The sequence below is a fragment of the Jannaschia marina genome (assembly GCF_013404595.1).
GTDB lineage: Bacteria > Pseudomonadota > Alphaproteobacteria > Rhodobacterales > Rhodobacteraceae > Jannaschia > Jannaschia marina.
The window spans coordinates 14,210-28,114 of sequence record NZ_JABVAX010000007.1; the positions used below are offsets into that span (position 1 = coordinate 14,210).

At 68.8% G+C, this 13,905-nt stretch carries 16 protein-coding genes; 6 read left to right on the forward strand and 10 right to left on the reverse strand.

The window, feature by feature from the left end:
• Positions 1-5: 5 nt before the first annotated feature.
• From HSX43_RS12620 to HSX43_RS12640, 5 genes are all read right to left on the reverse strand, one after another.
• Complete coding sequence (locus HSX43_RS12620) at positions 6-353, reverse strand: hypothetical protein (protein WP_179380501.1); 348 nt, start codon at positions 351-353, stop codon at positions 6-8.
• Positions 354-355: 2 nt separating this feature from the next.
• Positions 356-1,846, reverse strand: coding sequence for a phosphomannomutase/phosphoglucomutase (locus HSX43_RS12625; protein WP_179380502.1), 1,491 nt, complete (start codon positions 1,844-1,846; stop codon positions 356-358).
• Positions 1,847-1,957: 111 nt separating this feature from the next.
• Positions 1,958-3,499, reverse strand: coding sequence for a capsule biosynthesis protein (locus HSX43_RS12630; RefSeq protein ID WP_235962646.1), 1,542 nt, complete (start codon positions 3,497-3,499; stop codon positions 1,958-1,960).
• Positions 3,492-4,145 carry an ABC transporter ATP-binding protein gene (locus HSX43_RS12635; RefSeq protein ID WP_179380503.1) on the reverse strand — a complete coding sequence of 218 codons (654 nt, stop codon included), beginning with the start codon at positions 4,143-4,145 and terminating at the stop codon, positions 3,492-3,494. The genes HSX43_RS12630 and HSX43_RS12635 overlap by 8 nt, the downstream gene beginning before the upstream one ends.
• A gap of 156 nt (positions 4,146-4,301) precedes the next feature.
• The gene (locus HSX43_RS12640; protein WP_179380504.1) at positions 4,302-5,600 is read right to left on the reverse strand and encodes a Na+/H+ antiporter NhaA; all 1,299 of its coding nucleotides are present in this window, start codon (positions 5,598-5,600) and stop codon (positions 4,302-4,304) included.
• A gap of 163 nt (positions 5,601-5,763) precedes the next feature.
• Between HSX43_RS12640 and HSX43_RS12645 the strand changes: the two genes are divergently transcribed.
• Positions 5,764-6,057 carry a putative quinol monooxygenase gene (locus tag HSX43_RS12645; RefSeq protein ID WP_179380505.1) on the forward strand — a complete coding sequence of 98 codons (294 nt, stop codon included), beginning with the start codon at positions 5,764-5,766 and terminating at the stop codon, positions 6,055-6,057.
• On the forward strand, positions 6,057-6,494 hold the full coding sequence (locus HSX43_RS12650) for a MarR family winged helix-turn-helix transcriptional regulator (protein ID WP_179380506.1): 438 nt from the start codon (positions 6,057-6,059) through the stop codon (positions 6,492-6,494). Before HSX43_RS12645 ends, HSX43_RS12650 begins: the two co-directional genes overlap by 1 nt.
• 200 nt (positions 6,495-6,694) lie before the next feature.
• On the opposite strand, the gene groL is transcribed toward HSX43_RS12650, so the two are convergent.
• Entirely contained in the window at positions 6,695-8,338 is a 1,644-nt protein-coding gene (gene groL, locus HSX43_RS12655) for a chaperonin GroEL (RefSeq protein WP_179380507.1), read from the reverse strand.
• A gap of 61 nt (positions 8,339-8,399) precedes the next feature.
• Positions 8,400-8,687: a co-chaperone GroES gene (locus HSX43_RS12660; protein WP_179380508.1), complete on the reverse strand. Its 288-nt coding sequence runs from the start codon at positions 8,685-8,687 to the stop codon at positions 8,400-8,402.
• 191 nt (positions 8,688-8,878) lie between these two features.
• Between HSX43_RS12660 and HSX43_RS12665 the strand changes: the two genes are divergently transcribed.
• Genes HSX43_RS12665 through HSX43_RS12675 form a run of 3 tightly spaced genes read left to right on the forward strand, consistent with a single transcriptional unit; the run spans position 8,879 to position 10,828 of the window.
• Entirely contained in the window at positions 8,879-9,493 is a 615-nt protein-coding gene (locus tag HSX43_RS12665; protein WP_179380509.1) for a uracil-DNA glycosylase family protein, read from the forward strand.
• Positions 9,480-10,058, forward strand: coding sequence for a uracil-DNA glycosylase family protein (locus tag HSX43_RS12670; RefSeq protein WP_179380510.1), 579 nt, complete (start codon positions 9,480-9,482; stop codon positions 10,056-10,058). The genes HSX43_RS12665 and HSX43_RS12670 overlap by 14 nt, the downstream gene beginning before the upstream one ends.
• On the forward strand, positions 10,055-10,828 hold the full coding sequence (locus HSX43_RS12675; RefSeq protein ID WP_179380511.1) for an SseB family protein: 774 nt from the start codon (positions 10,055-10,057) through the stop codon (positions 10,826-10,828). Before HSX43_RS12670 ends, HSX43_RS12675 begins: the two co-directional genes overlap by 4 nt.
• Here HSX43_RS12675 and HSX43_RS12680 read toward each other — a convergent pair.
• From HSX43_RS12680 to HSX43_RS12690, 3 genes are read right to left on the reverse strand one after another with little or no spacing between them, the layout of a single operon-like run.
• Entirely contained in the window at positions 10,825-11,595 is a 771-nt protein-coding gene (locus HSX43_RS12680) for a LamB/YcsF family protein (RefSeq protein ID WP_179380512.1), read from the reverse strand. The genes HSX43_RS12675 and HSX43_RS12680 overlap by 4 nt on opposite strands.
• Before the next feature lie 3 nt (positions 11,596-11,598).
• Positions 11,599-12,567, reverse strand: coding sequence for a 5-oxoprolinase subunit C family protein (locus HSX43_RS12685; RefSeq protein WP_179380513.1), 969 nt, complete (start codon positions 12,565-12,567; stop codon positions 11,599-11,601).
• Complete coding sequence (locus HSX43_RS12690) at positions 12,564-13,286, reverse strand: 5-oxoprolinase subunit B family protein (RefSeq protein ID WP_179380514.1); 723 nt, start codon at positions 13,284-13,286, stop codon at positions 12,564-12,566. The genes HSX43_RS12685 and HSX43_RS12690 overlap by 4 nt, the downstream gene beginning before the upstream one ends.
• Between HSX43_RS12690 and HSX43_RS12695 the strand changes: the two genes are divergently transcribed.
• Entirely contained in the window at positions 13,285-13,881 is a 597-nt protein-coding gene (locus HSX43_RS12695; protein ID WP_328795346.1) for a DUF2478 domain-containing protein, read from the forward strand. The two genes, HSX43_RS12690 and HSX43_RS12695, sit on opposite strands and share 2 nt — an antisense overlap.
• The last annotated feature ends 24 nt before the right edge of the window (positions 13,882-13,905 follow it).

The window sequence follows — 13,905 nt, forward strand, 5'->3', positions numbered from 1 at the left end:
GCTCGTCAAGTGTCGTCGCGCGGGGGTGGCCGGCGGTTCCAATGGCGTCGCATCATCGTCAACAGGACCGCGAGAACCAGCAGGCAGGTGCCCACGTTGAGCGCCATCTGCAACCGGAATTCGGGGACCGCCGGCAGATCGCCTGCGTCCGGTGCGGAGGAAAGAAACAGACCGAGCGCGCCGACGAGTATGAAAATCACCGCCAGCGAGAGGAGCCCTCCGCCGATCCGCACCGCCCAGGGGCCACCGAACCGTTGCAGCAGGTACATGATCCCCCAAGCCAGGGCGCAGGCGACGAGGGTCGCGATCGAGGCTCCGAAGACGAGACCGGCGACGTAGGGCGAGACATCCACCGTCAGAACGTCTGGTCGTAGTCGCCGACGTTCGGCTCCACGCGGATGATCGCATCGAGATCCTCGAAGATCGCGCGGAGCTCTTCCTTCGAGGTCGGGCTCTCGCAGACGACGACGAGGTTCGGCGTGTTCGACGACGCCCGCACGAGACCCCAGCCGCCGTTTTCGAGCATCACGCGTGCCCCGTTCACGGTGACGACGTCGACGATCTTCTGCCCACCGAGGCTCCCTTCGCCCTTCATCGGGACGAGCCGCTCGACGATGCGCTGCAGCGTGTCGTACTTCTCCTCGTCCGCGCAATAGGGCGAGAGCGTGGGCGTGTTGTACACCGTCGGCAGCGCGCGGCGCAGGTCGGACATGCGCTTGTCGGGGTTGCGGTCGAGCAGTTTGCACACCTCGACGGCCACGCGCATCCCGCAGTCGTAGCCGCGCCCGATCGGTTCGGCCAGGAAGTAGTGGCCCGACTTCTCGAACCCGGCGAGCGCGCCGATCTCGTGGACACGCCGCTTCATGTGGCTGTGGCCCGTCTTCCAGTAGTCGGCCTTGGCTCCGTTGGCCTGAAGCTCCGGGTCGGAGGCGAAGAGCCCCGTCGACTTCACGTCCGCCACGAAGGTCGCGTTCGCGTGGAGCTTCGACAGATCGCGCGCCATGATGACGCCCATGATGTCGGCGAAAATCTCCTCGCCCGCATCGTCGACCACGCCGCAGCGGTCGCCGTCCCCGTCGAAGCCGAGGGCCAGGTCGGCCCCGGACGCCTTCACCGACGCGGCCATGTCATGGAGCATCTCCATCGCCTCGGGGTTCGGGTTGTAGTGCGGGAACGTGTAGTCGAGCGTGTTGTGGCTCTCGACGACGTCGACGCCGATCCGGCGCAACACCTCGGGCGCGAAGGCCGAGGCCGTGCCGTTGCCGGTCGCGCAGACTACCTTGAGGGGTCGCGTCATGCGGAAGTCACCCACGAGGTCATCGAGGTAGGCCTCCATCACGCCGTCCACGCGTTCCCACCGGCCGCCCTCGCGCGCCTCGCCCTCGCCGTTGAGCACGATATCGCGCAATTCGGCCATTTCGTCGGGGCCATGCGTCAACGGCCGCTCGAAGCCCATCTTCACGCCAGTCCAGCCGTTCGGGTTGTGCGAGGCGGTGACCATGGCGACAGCGGGCGCATCGAGGTGAAACTGCGCGAAATAGGCCATCGGGCTCAAGGCCGGCCCGATGTCCTGCACGTGGAGGCCCGCCTGCGTGAGGCCGAGGATCAGCGCGTTCTTGATGGCCAGCGAGTAGTCCCGGTAGTCGTTGCCGACGGCGATCCGGGGCTCGATGCCGCGGCGCATCATCTGCGTGCCGAGACCGAGGCCGAGCGCAGTGACACCCGGCAGGTTGATCGCCTCGGGATACTTCCAGCGCGCGTCATACTCCCGGAAACCGGTGGACGCGATCATCGGGTCGCGCAGGAATTCCCAGGTGTTCGGGGTGACGTCGGCAATCGGTTTCATGGGCAATCCTCGGGGCCTGAAAATCTGTCGCGCCCTAGCTAGCCGCAGCCGCCCCGGAAGCAAAGCCCGCGCGCGGGCGACGGCGGATTGTGCCCCGCCGCCCGATGCGGCCTAGGCCGAGACCTGCTCGCGAAGGATGGCGGTGGTGAGCGACACCATCAGGTAGACGCCCGCGAAGACGAGGAAGGCCAGAAGCGTGTTCTCGAAGCTGCGCGGATAAGTCGCCTGGTCCGGGGCGATGGGCGGCACCGGGGTCGAGAGGTAGCGGACCTGTCGGTTGGCCTCCGTGCGCGCGACCTCGAGTTGCTGCGCCGCCTGTTGCAGCAGGAGCTGCCGGGTGACGAGCTCCTGCTGCGCCACCTCGAGTTCGGCGGTGGCGCGGGCGAGATTGCCGCCGTCGCTTTCGGTGCCCGTCAAGCTGCTGCGCAGCGTTTCGAGCTCGGCTTCGAGGCGTGCGACGTTCGACTGGGCGACCTCCACGCGGGTCTGGTTCGGGCGCGCATTGGCCAGAAGCTGGTCGAGACGCAGGCGTTCGGCGCGGATCTCGGTCTCGATCGCGCCGATCTGGCTGTAGATGAGCGACTCCTCGGCCAGGGCCGAGCCCACGCCGACGCGCTCTTTCAGGTCGACGCTCTTGGCCTGGGCCTCGAGCATCCGCTCCTCGGCGGCGGCGAAGCTGTCCATCGCGCCCTGCATCTGATCGGCGCGCAGGCGGGCGGTCAGCTGATCGACCTGCTCCTCCGCGTAACCGATGAGCGCATCGGAGAAGGCGGCCGAGACGGTCGGGTCGGCGGCGACGACCTCCATCTTGATGACGCCCTCGGTCGGATCGTAGCCGATCTCGACCACCCGCTGGTAGAGCTTGTAGGCATCGTCGCGCGTCGCATCGGGTTCGAGCCGTTGCAGCGGATCGATCTCGGGCTGGGAGAAATGCGCGGTGAAGCCGAGGTCTGCGTCGAGCCGGTTCAGCGCATCGCGTGACAGAAGGTAGGACTGAACCGATATCGAATCCTGTTGCGTCGCGAGCCCCGTCCCCGAGAAAAGCCCGCCGAGCCCCGTGGCCCCGGCAGTCGCGGCATCGGCCTGCTGGATGATGAACTCAGATTTCGTCGCGTACATCGGCGTGGCGATCACGTAGTAGTAGAACGCCGCGATCAACGTCGGCAGGCCGACGAAGAACGTGAGCCGCGTGGCGAGCAGCGCGAGACGCCGGCGGCGTCGGCGGGCGATGTCGCGCTGGATCTTCATGATCTCGCCGGCGCGGTGATCGGCGTCGATCGTCACCTGCGGTTGCGTTGGCGCGGGGGCCGGGCGGCTGACGGCGGGCACCTGCGCGCCGGCGGCCTGTCCCTGTCCGGGCACGAGCTGCAACATGTTCGACCGCTCGAAGGGGTCGATCCCCTGGCCGCGCAGCGCCTCGACCGCTTCCTGATCGGATTTGACCTTGAGGCCATGCTTCTGCGCGATGCGCCGCGCCATCCGCAGCTGGCGCCCGGTCGGTGCCGCTCCTGTCGGGGCGGCCGGCGAGGCGCTGTCGTTCGCCGCAGCGGCGAGCTGCGCGCGGTTGGTCGCGGGCGCGCTCTCGGGGACGGTCACGCCGGGGCGGTTGAAGCCGCCATCGGGGCGGGTGCGGTATTTTAGGGCCTTAGGCATCGTATTCGTAGAGCCTCCGCGCTTCTTCGAGCGTGTCGAAATGATGGAGCCGGCCGTCGCGCAGGACCGCGGCGGTGCTGGCGAAGCGCTCGAGGATCTCCGGCTGGTGGCTGACGATCACGACCGTCGCCTCCCGCAGCCGGTCGCGCAGGATTGAGCCGGCCTTGCGGTTGAACTCCGCGTCGGTGGTCGACGGCATCCCCTCGTCGATGAGATAGATGTCGAATTCGAGGGCGAGCATCAGCGCGAGACTGAAGCGCGACTTCATGCCGGCGGAATAGGTGCCGACGGGCATGTCGAAATACTCCTCGATGCCGCAGAGGTAGCGGCAGAAGGCCTCCACGTAGTCGGGGTCGAGCCCGTAGAGCGTGGCGATGTAGCGCGCATTCTCGGTCGCTGTGTTCTTCTGGATGACGCCGCCCATGAAGCCGAGCGGGAAGGAGACGCGACTCGACCGGCGGATCTCGCCCTCGTCGGGTTTCTCGAGGCCCGCCATCATGTTGATGATCGTCGTCTTGCCGGTGCCGTTCGGCGCGAGGATGCCCATCGAATAGCCGAGATCGATCCGGAAGGAGGCGCGGTCAAGGATCACCTTGCGCTGCTTCCCCGTCCAGAAGGACTTGGACACGTTCTCGAACTCGATCATCTGCCCGATCGCCTCCGAATCGAAATGACACCGGTGCCCTTCACTATGGGCACGCTTGGTTAATTTGATAACGTCGCAATCCGTCCACAATATGGTGAACCGCCGCGGATCGTGGCGTCCGCGGCGGAAAATGTGTCGAATTGGAGGCGTTTCGCCTCAGGCCTCGCGCTTCTGGACCCGGGTGACCTTGCCTGCGACGAGACTGATGGCGGCGGCCGCGAAGCTGAAGAGCGCACCCATCTTCGCCGCATCCTGCACCGGTCCCGGCTCGAAGGCGACGGAGGCCACGAAGAGCGAGACGGTGAAGCCGATGGCCGCGACACAGCCGATAACGAAGAGATCCACCGTCCGCATCCCCTCGGGCAGCCCGAGCCTGAGCGTATGCGCACCGACATAGCCGAAGAGCAGCACACCGATCGGCTTGCCGATGATGAGACCGGCGAGCACGAGCCAGGTCGGATCGCCGATAGCCGAGAACTCCACACCCGCGTTCATAAGCCCGAAGAGGAAGAGGACGACTTCGACGGGGTGCTTCAGCAAGTGCTCGGTATGGTTCAGCAAATCCGTCAGATACTGCTCCGCCTCGGCGAAGATGCCGAAGGCCCGGTCGGCGTGCGGCAGAGTCGGCACGATCGGCAGGAGGCCGAGCGCCGGGTGCAGGCCCGACTGCGCGAAGCCGAACCAGGACAGCGCACCGGCCACCAGGTAGGGCCACCAGCTGAGCTTCTGACGCACCCAGGTCGAGCGCGGCCGGATCTGGTCGCCCCGGTCGAGGCGGCGCGGCAGCCAGTTGAAGAACACATAGACGCCGACCGCCGAGGCAAGCGACAGCAGAAGCCAGGCCGGTGCAAGGTCGCCCGTCGGATAGAAGATCGCGAGGATGATGAGCCCCGCCGCATCGTCCGCGATGGCGAGCAGCAGCAGGAAACGCACCGCCGGGTGCCCCGCCCCGAAGACGAGGCGCCCGACGAGATAGGAAAAGGCGATGTCGGTCGCCGTGGGGATGGCCCAGCCGTTCGCCACCGCGTCGTAGGTGTCCGATCCGAGGAAGGCTGCGAGCCCGAGGTAGACGCCGATCGGGCCGAACATGCCGCCCGCCGTCGCGAACAGCGGCGTCGCCGCCTTCTTACCGCGCAGGCTGCCGTTCTTGAGGATGACGGCCTCCCAGACTTCCTTGCCCGCGATTGCGAAGAAGAAGGCCATTAGGATGTCGTTCACGAGGTAGTGGGCCGTCAGCACCTTGGCCGTCTCGGCATGGCCGAAGGCCTCCGCGTCCTCGCCCATCAGCTTGACCCATTTCTCCATCGACACGCCGATCGTGTCGTTGAACCAGAGCGGATACTCCACGAGCACATGATAGCTGTGCGGGTCGGTGTTGGCCCAGACCAGCGCGATAAGTGCCCCGAAGATCAGCAGCAGCGAATAATTGGTAACGAAATTCCAGACCCGATACATGCCGTCCCTCCGAGTTATTGCGGAATCTGCTATCGGAGGTGTGCCGATGCGGCAAGGTCGCGGCCTGTCATTTGCTGTGCCGAAAGACGCTTTTGCCCTCCCTATTCTGGTCATCGGCCCGGTTTCAGGTATATAATTACCATGATAACCAAATGAGGCCATCATGACCGAACTCGCCCTTTTCGCCCGCATCACGCCGAAACCAGAGCATCGCACCCGCGCACTCGCCGCGCTCGAAGGCATTCTCGCCCCGACCCGCGCCGAGCCGGGCTGTCTGCGCTTCGAGCTCAACACGGGCGACGGCGACGACCCAAGCCTCTATCTGGTCGAGCAATGGCGCGACGCCGCCGCACTCGAGACGCATTATGCGCAGCCCTACGTGGCCGAGGTCTTCGCGGCCTACGCCGATTGGCTGGCGAAGCCCGTCGAGACCGTTCCCATGCGACCCCACGCCTGATGTTCTTCCTCAAGGAGCTGCCGTCGCCCGAGATGATCTCCGGCTTCACCGGATCATCCGGTGGAGCCTCCCCCGACGCGGTCCTCGCGCGGCTCACCGCCCTGCGCGACGCGAGCCTGCGCCTGCGCCGGATCGACAGCTATCTCGCCGGCCACGGCTTCAGCCAGACGCAGTTCCTCGCGATCATGGTCATCGTCCGGGAGCCGGGGCGCGACGGCCTCTCGCCCGCCGAGATCGCGGAGCGGCTCGACGTCTCTCGGCCCGTCCTGTCGAAGATGCTGGCCACGATGGAGCGCAACGGGCTCGTCCGTCGCGTGGCCCACGAAACGGACGGGCGTCGGAGCGAGATCCGCCCCACGGACGACGGCCGCGCCCGCTTCGACGCGCTCCTGCATGGCTACTTCGACGCCCTGATGAGCGACCTGCCCGCGACATGACAAAGGGCCCCGACGGGGCCCTTTGCTTTCAGCTGAACCGGATGCCTTGCGGGAGATTTGCCGGCGGCAAATACCCTGTCGGTTCCGGTGGAGGCTTTCGCGGTGCGAAAGTCCCGCTCTTACACTCTCGTGACAAGGGGGGCCAAAGCCCCCCTTGTACTGCCGTGTTCGCACAGGTCGGCTAGACGCCGTCCTGTAGCTTACATCATGCCGCCCATGCCGCCCATGTCGGGCATGCCGCCACCGGCGGGCGCGCCTTCCTTGGCCGGCTTGTCGGCGACCATGGCTTCCGTCGTGATAAGGAGGCCGGCCACCGAGGCCGCATCCTCGAGCGCGGTGCGGACGACCTTGGCCGGGTCGATGACGCCGAACTTGAACATGTCGCCGTACTCTTCGGTCTGCGCGTTGAAGCCGAAGGTCAGGTCGGTCGATTCGCGGACCTTGCCGGCCACGACCGCGCCGTCGACGCCCGAGTTCTCGGCGATCTGGCGCAGCGGGGCCTCGATGGCGCGGCGGACGATCGCGATGCCGGCGTTCTGGTCGGCGTTCGCGCCCTCCAGACCGTCGAGCGACTTGCCGCCCTGCACGAGCGCCACGCCGCCACCGACGACGACACCTTCCTGGACCGCGGCGCGGGTCGCGTTCAGCGCGTCGTCGACGCGGTCCTTGCGCTCCTTCACCTCGACTTCGGTCATGCCGCCGACGCGGATGACGGCAACGCCACCGGCGAGCTTTGCAACCCGCTCCTGCAGCTTCTCGCGGTCGTAGTCCGAGGTGCTCTCCTCGATCTGGCCACGGATCTGGGCCACACGGGCCTCGATCTCGGCCTTGTCACCGGCACCGTCCACGATGGTCGTGTTGTCCTTCGTGATCGAGACGCGCTTGGCCGTGCCAAGCATGTCCATGCCGACGTTCTCGAGCTTCATGCCGAGGTCGTCCGAGATCACCTGGCCGCCGGTCAGGATCGCGATGTCCTGCAGCATGGCCTTGCGGCGGTCACCGAAGCCCGGAGCCTTGACGGCGGCGATCTTCAGGCCGCCGCGCAGCTTGTTGACGACGAGCGTGGCGAGCGCCTCGCCCTCGACGTCCTCGGCGATGATGAGGAGCGGCTTCTGCGACTGGATCACCTGCTCGAGGAGCGGGACCATCGGCTGCAGCGACGAGAGCTTCTTCTCGTGCAGCAGGATCATGCAGTCTTCCAGATCCGCGGTCATCTTGTCGGAGTTGGTCACGAAGTAGGGGCTGAGGTAGCCGCGGTCGAACTGCATGCCCTCGACGACGTCGGTCTCGGTCTCGAGGCCCTTGTTCTCCTCGACGGTGATGACGCCCTCGTTGCCGACCTTCTGCATCGCGTCGGCGATCTGGCGGCCGATTTCGGCTTCGCCGTTCGCCGAAATGGTGCCGACCTGCGCGACTTCGTCGCTGTCGGTCACGTCACGGGCAGCGGCCTTGATGGCCTCGACGACCTTGGCGGTGGCCATGTCGATGCCGCGCTTGAGGTCCATCGGGTTCATGCCGGCGGCGACCGACTTCATGCCTTCCTTGACGATGGCCTGGGCCAGAACCGTCGCGGTGGTGGTGCCGTCACCGGCTTCGTCGTTGGTGCGGGAAGCGACTTCCTTCACCATCTGGGCGCCCATGTTCTCGAACTTGTCGTCGAGCTCGATCTCCTTGGCGACAGAGACGCCGTCCTTGGTGATGCGGGGGGCACCGAACGACTTGTCGAGGACGACGTTGCGGCCTTTCGGGCCCAGCGTGACCTTGACGGCGTCGGCGAGGATGTTGACGCCCTTGAGCATGCGATTGCGGGCGTCGGTGTCGAATTTCACGTCCTTGGCGGCCATGGTATTCTCCTAGATGTCAGTGTGTTGAGAGATCGGACGGCGCGGGAAGACCCGCGCGGGCTCAGGCGATGATGCCGAGGACGTCCGATTCCTTCATGATGAGCAGTTCTTCACCGTCGACGGTGACTTCCGTGCCCGACCACTTGCCGAAGAGCACGCGGTCGCCGGCCGAAACGGACGGCGCGATCAGCTCGCCCGAGTCCTTGCGCGCGCCTTCGCCGACCGAGACGATCTCGCCCTCGGCGGGCTTTTCCTTGGCGTTGTCGGGGATGATAAGGCCGCCAGCGGTCTTCTCCTCGGATTCGACGCGGCGGACCAGAACGCGGTCGTGAAGCGGTTTGAAAGCCATTTAATCGCCTTTCAGCATGTTGTTTCCCTGTGCTGGCACTCACTTCACTAGAGTGCCAACGACCGGGTAGCTATGCAGTGCATCCCGTGCTGTCAACACGACAGGCCGAGACAATTCCGGAGATTTCTTCACGGTACCCTCCGGGCCCGCCGGGGGGTGATTTCACGATGCGGCGACATAGGTTTGCGCCCATGTCCTTGCCCGAAGACCTCGCCGCCTGCCGCCTCTGCGCCGACCGCTTCGCCGCGACGGCCACGGCCCATGCGCCCCGGCCGATCCCCTGGTTCCGGCCCGGCGCACCGATCGTCATCGCGAGCCAGGCTCCGGGCCAGCGCGCCCATGCATCCGGCGTCCTCTTCGACGATCCGTCGGGACGGCGGCTGCGCGACTGGATGGATCTCGACGCGGCGACCTTCTGGAACCGCGACGCCGTCGCCGTGGTGCCCATGGCCTTCTGTTTTCCGGGCTACGACGCGCAGGGCGGCGACCTGCCGCCCCCGCCCGTCTGCGCCCGGACCTGGCGCAGGGCGGTCCTCGATCACATCGGTGCGCCCCGCGCCCTCCTCCTGGTCGGCGGGGCGGCACAAGGCTGGCATCTCGGGCGCGGCCGCGTGAGCGATCGGGTGCGCGACTGGCGGGACCATGCGCCCGGGGTCTTCTGCCTGCCCCATCCGTCCTGGCGCAACACGGCATGGCTCAAGCGCAACCCCTGGTTCGAGGCCGAGACGCTGCCCGCCCTGCGCACCGCCATTCGCGCCGCCCTGCCCGACCGGCCGAAGCCCACGACCGCCGATGACGCTGCCTGAGGAGATCGCCGCCTGTCGGCTCTGCGCCGATCGCTTCGCGGCCACGGCGACCGCCCATGCGCCGCGCCCCGTGGTCTGGTTCGGGCCCGGGGCCCGCATCCTCGTCGCCGGGCAGGCCCCTGGGATGCGCGTTCACATCTCCGGCCGGCCCTTCGACGACCCCTCGGGCGTCCGGCTCCGCGACTGGATGGGCGTGGACGAGGCCACATTCTGGGACAAGACGCACATCGCGATCGCGCCGATGGCGTTCTGCTTCCCGGGCTACGACGCCAAGGGCTCCGACCTGGCACCGCCGCCGATCTGCGCCCGGACGTGGCGGGCTCAGGCGCTTGACCACATCGGTCCGGTCGACGTGACCCTCCTCGTCGGCGGCCACGCGCAGACCTGGGCGCTTGGGCCGGGCCGCGTGACCGACCGCGTGCGCAACTGGCGGGAACATGCGCCGCGCGTCTTCTGCTTGCCCCATCCGTCCTGGCGCAATACCGCGTGGCTCAAGCGAAATCCCTGGTTCGCGGAGGAGACCCTGCCGACCCTGCGCACCGCCATCCGTGAGGCCCTGACGTGACGAGCGACCATACCCCCCTCGACCGTGCCCATCTCGACGCCGAGGCAAGCGGCGGCGACTCGGCCCGCCTGACGTTCTTCGAGCGGCTGGCGGAGGCGGAGCTGCATCTGCTGCTCGAGGAGGCCGAGGGCGACACGATCACCCCGCGCCTCTTCGAGGTCGAGGGCGCGCGCTACGCGTTGGCCTTCGATCTGCCCGAGCGGCTCACCGCCTTCGCGGGTGCGGCCCCGACGGCCACGCTCTCGGGGCGGCGGCTTGCGGGGATGCTGGCCGCCGAGGGGCTGGGCCTCGGGCTGAACCTCGAAGATGCCCCCTCGGCACAGCTCCTGGAGCCGGCATCCATTGCCTGGCTGTCCGAGACGCTTTCGCACGCGCCCGACGAAACCGAGCACCGGATCGAGGCCGTCGCCCCGCCGGGTGCCCTGCCCGAGCGTCTGCTGGTCGCGCTCGATGGGAAGCTGGGGCTGGCGACGGGGCTCGCGCGCAACGCCTACCTCGCAGCGGTGACCTACGCGGGCGGCGGCCGTGGGCACATCCTCGGGTTCGTCGATGCCGTGCCGGGGGCGGAACCCGACCTCGCGCGCGCCGTTTCGGAGGCGCTCGTCTTCTCGGGGCTCGACGCGGGCCAGCTCGACGTGACCTTCCTGCGTGCGCAGGCCCCACTCGCCGCGCGCCTTGCCCGACAGGGATTGCGGATCGAGATCCCTCAACCGGCCGCGCCGAAACCCGTCACGCCACCCGGCAGCGACGGACCGCCGCGCCTGCGCTAGCGACCCGTTCGCCCGGCCATCGGCGCAAGCGTCACGCCCGCTTCCGTCAGCGCGCGCCGCACCGCCCGCGCGATCGCCACAGCCTCGGGGCCGTCGCCATGCAGGCAGATCGAGTCGCAGGCCGCCGGGATCGTGCGCCCCGAATTGGCGATGATCGCGCCGCCCCTGACGAAGTCGACCATCCGCGCGGCCGCCTCCTCCGGGTCGTGGATCATCGCGCCGGGCGTACCCCGCGCCACCAGGGTCGCGTCGTCGTTGTAGCCCCGGTCGGCGAAAACCTCCCCGGTCCAACGCGCGCCGAGCGCCTCCGCCACCTCCTGCTGCGCGGTACCGGCGAGGACGAGGAGGATCACGTCGGAGTCGACCCGGAACGCCGCCTCATAGGCCGCACCCGCAACCTTCGCGTCCTCGGATGCCATGTTGGCCAGCGCCCCGTGCAGCTTGAAGTGGCGCACCCGGGTGCCGAGCGAGGCCGCCATCGCCCGCGCAGCCCCGAACTGCCAGATGACGAGGTTGGAGATGCTGCCCGGCGGCATCGCCATGCGCCGGCGCCCGAAGCCCTGCAGATCCGGAAAGCCGGGATGCGCGCCGATCCCGACCCCGCGTTTCGCCGCGAGCGCCATGGTCCGCGCCATCACGTCCCAGTCGCCGGCATGGGCCCCGCAGGCGATATTGGCCGAGGTCACCACCTCGAGGAGCGCGGCATCGTCGCCCATCGTCCAGTCACCGAAGCTCTCGCCCATGTCCGCATTCAGATCGACCTGCATCGTCTACTCCTCGCCCTTCGCGGAGATCACCCCGCCGATCAGTTGCATACCCAGAAGGTCCGGCACCTCCGACGGGTCCCGCAGCAGCGGGCGCACCGCGGGCGGCGCGGGTGCGGCGGCGCGGGCCTCCTCGGGCGTGACGAAGCGGAACGTGAGCGTGGCGCCCGGCCCCGCCTGCAGCGCGCGCGGCAGATCCGCCGCGATCACGGTTCCGATACGGGGGTAGCCGCCCGTCGTCTGGCACTCCGGCCCGAGGATATAGGGCACGCCGTCACCCGTCATCTGGATGTCGCCCGGCAGGATGAAATCCGACAGCAGATTCAGCTGCCCCTCCGTCGCGAAGCCACGGCCATCCATGGCGAGGCGCACGCCCTGACGGTTGCCGCGCGCGTCGCGGGTGAAGCGGGTCGCGGTGAAACGCTCGATCTCCGCGGCCGGAAAGAGCCGTGTCTGCGGCGTGGGCACGAGGCGCAGCGTTCCGCCCTCGAAGCGTTCGGTCGGATCGACCGTCATCGCACGCCCCGTGCCGGTGGCACAGGGAAGCTCATCGCCGGGTGCGAGCGGCCGGCCGACGTTGGCGATGAGATGGGCGGAACGGCTACCGAGGATCGCCTCCGTCTGGAACCCACCCGCGACATGGACATAGGAGTAGACGCCCGGTCCCTTCGGTCGCAGGTCGAGCACCTCGCCCGCCTCGACAACCTGAGCCGCGTGCCAGCGCAAGGCCCGATCCCCGAGCGTTGCGCGCATCGGGGCCCCGGTCAGCGCGAGATGGACGGTCTCGCCCGCCCGCAGGCGCAGCGGCGCGCCTGGCGTCTCGATGCCTGCGCCCGCCTGTCCCAGAAGAGCCTCCGCCTCGGCGCGCGCGCGCCGGTCCGCCGCGCCGCCCTGTGCGAGGCCCCGGCTCAGGTGGCCCGGTCGGCCGTCGTCCTGCAGGGTCACGAGGGGACCGCATTCGACCACCTCGATCATTCGAGCGCCTCCCAGGTCGCGCCGCCATGGCGCTCCGCGTCCGCGTCGGCCCCGCGGCGCAGGGCCTCGGGCGAGACGGGAACGAAGCGGACTTCGTCTCCGGGCGAGAGCGCGATGGGCCGCGCGCGCCCCGGCTCGAAACAGCCGAAGAGCGTCCGCCCGATCTGCCGCCAGCCTGTCGGAGCCTCCGTCCCGAAGAGAACGAACTGCCGCACCGCCACCACGAGCGCGCCCTCGGGCACCTTCGGCGTGAGCCCCGTCTGGCGCGGCAGGTCCCAGGCCTCCGGCAGGATGCCGAGATACGGCATCCCCGGCGCGAACCCGAGCGCGAGCACACGGATCCGCGCCGTCGACAAGGCCTCGATCGCCGCGCTCTCGCTCAGACCGGCCATCTCCGCCGCCTCGGCCAGTTGCGGGCCGTCGTCGCCACCATAGCTGCAGGGGATGGACCAGAGTCGCCGGGGCGGGGGCGGCACGGCGGACCAATCGCACGCCCCGAGACGGGGCTCCAGCAGTGCCGTCGGATCGCGGCCGTCGTGACGGACGAGCACGGAGCCGAGTGACGATGCCGTCTCGACCACGCCCTCGGGCCGGTCGGCCTCCAGCGCTGCGCGGAAGGCCACGCAGGCGCGGTTGGCCGCGTCGTCGAGCCGGGGCGTGAACCGCACCAGCACGGCGGCCTCGCCCAGCGGCTCGATCCTCGGAAAGCTGTCGCCCATGGGCACTGGCGTGCCCGGCACCGCGCGCGGCGTCAAGACTTGCACCGCGCCCGCCCGCATGGGACGAAGCGCCATGCGACTGGCCTATACCATGACACGCGGGCGCGGCGCGCTCGACCCCCTGCTGCACGAGGTCGCCGGCGCTGCCGCCGCGCGCGGCTTGCGGCTTGCGGGCATCGTGCAGGTCAACAGCGACCGCCCGGGCTGCGCGCGCTGCGACATGGATGCCGTGGTGCTGCCCGACGGGCCCGTCATCCGCATCAGCCAGGCGCTCGGCGCGCAGGCGCGGGGATGCCGGCTCGATGCCGAGGGGTTGGAGACGGCCGTGGCGGCCGCCGAGGCCCGGCTGGCGCAGGGTGTCGATCTGCTGATCGTCAACAAGTTCGGCAAGCAGGAAGCGGCGGGCCGCGGCTTCCGCCCGGTGATCGCCGCCGCGCTCGAAGCGGGCGCGGATGTCCTCGTCGGCGTCAACGAGATGAACCTGCCCGCGCTCGAGACGTTCACCGGCGGCGCGGCCGAGGCGCTCGACCCGGATCCGGCGACGTTGCTCGACTGGATCGGTTCTCCGCCGGAGCGAACGCCCGCCCTTGCCTGACGGCCGGCGCTTCTCTACGGCTGG

Excerpts from the sequence above, each read along its gene's own strand:
- HSX43_RS12625 (WP_179380502.1), bottom strand. The coding sequence starts at position 1,846 with ATGAAACCGATTGCCGACGTCACCCCGAACACCTGGGAATTCCTGCGC.
- HSX43_RS12630 (WP_235962646.1), bottom strand. The coding sequence starts at position 3,499 with ATGCCTAAGGCCCTAAAATACCGCACCCGCCCCGATGGCGGCTTCAAC.
- HSX43_RS12635 (WP_179380503.1), bottom strand. The coding sequence starts at position 4,145 with ATGATCGAGTTCGAGAACGTGTCCAAGTCCTTCTGGACGGGGAAGCAG.
- HSX43_RS12640 (WP_179380504.1), bottom strand. The coding sequence starts at position 5,600 with ATGTATCGGGTCTGGAATTTCGTTACCAATTATTCGCTGCTGCTGATC.
- HSX43_RS12645 (WP_179380505.1), top strand. The coding sequence starts at position 5,764 with ATGACCGAACTCGCCCTTTTCGCCCGCATCACGCCGAAACCAGAGCAT.
- HSX43_RS12650 (WP_179380506.1), top strand. The coding sequence starts at position 6,057 with ATGTTCTTCCTCAAGGAGCTGCCGTCGCCCGAGATGATCTCCGGCTTC.
- groL (WP_179380507.1), bottom strand. The coding sequence starts at position 8,338 with ATGGCCGCCAAGGACGTGAAATTCGACACCGACGCCCGCAATCGCATG.
- HSX43_RS12660 (WP_179380508.1), bottom strand. The coding sequence starts at position 8,687 with ATGGCTTTCAAACCGCTTCACGACCGCGTTCTGGTCCGCCGCGTCGAA.
- HSX43_RS12665 (WP_179380509.1), top strand. The coding sequence starts at position 8,879 with ATGTCCTTGCCCGAAGACCTCGCCGCCTGCCGCCTCTGCGCCGACCGC.
- HSX43_RS12670 (WP_179380510.1), top strand. The coding sequence starts at position 9,480 with ATGACGCTGCCTGAGGAGATCGCCGCCTGTCGGCTCTGCGCCGATCGC.
- HSX43_RS12680 (WP_179380512.1), bottom strand. The coding sequence starts at position 11,595 with ATGCAGGTCGATCTGAATGCGGACATGGGCGAGAGCTTCGGTGACTGG.
- HSX43_RS12685 (WP_179380513.1), bottom strand. The coding sequence starts at position 12,567 with ATGATCGAGGTGGTCGAATGCGGTCCCCTCGTGACCCTGCAGGACGAC.
- HSX43_RS12695 (WP_328795346.1), top strand. The coding sequence starts at position 13,285 with ATGGGCACTGGCGTGCCCGGCACCGCGCGCGGCGTCAAGACTTGCACC.
- HSX43_RS12690 (WP_179380514.1), bottom strand. The coding sequence starts at position 13,286 with ATGGGCGACAGCTTTCCGAGGATCGAGCCGCTGGGCGAGGCCGCCGTG.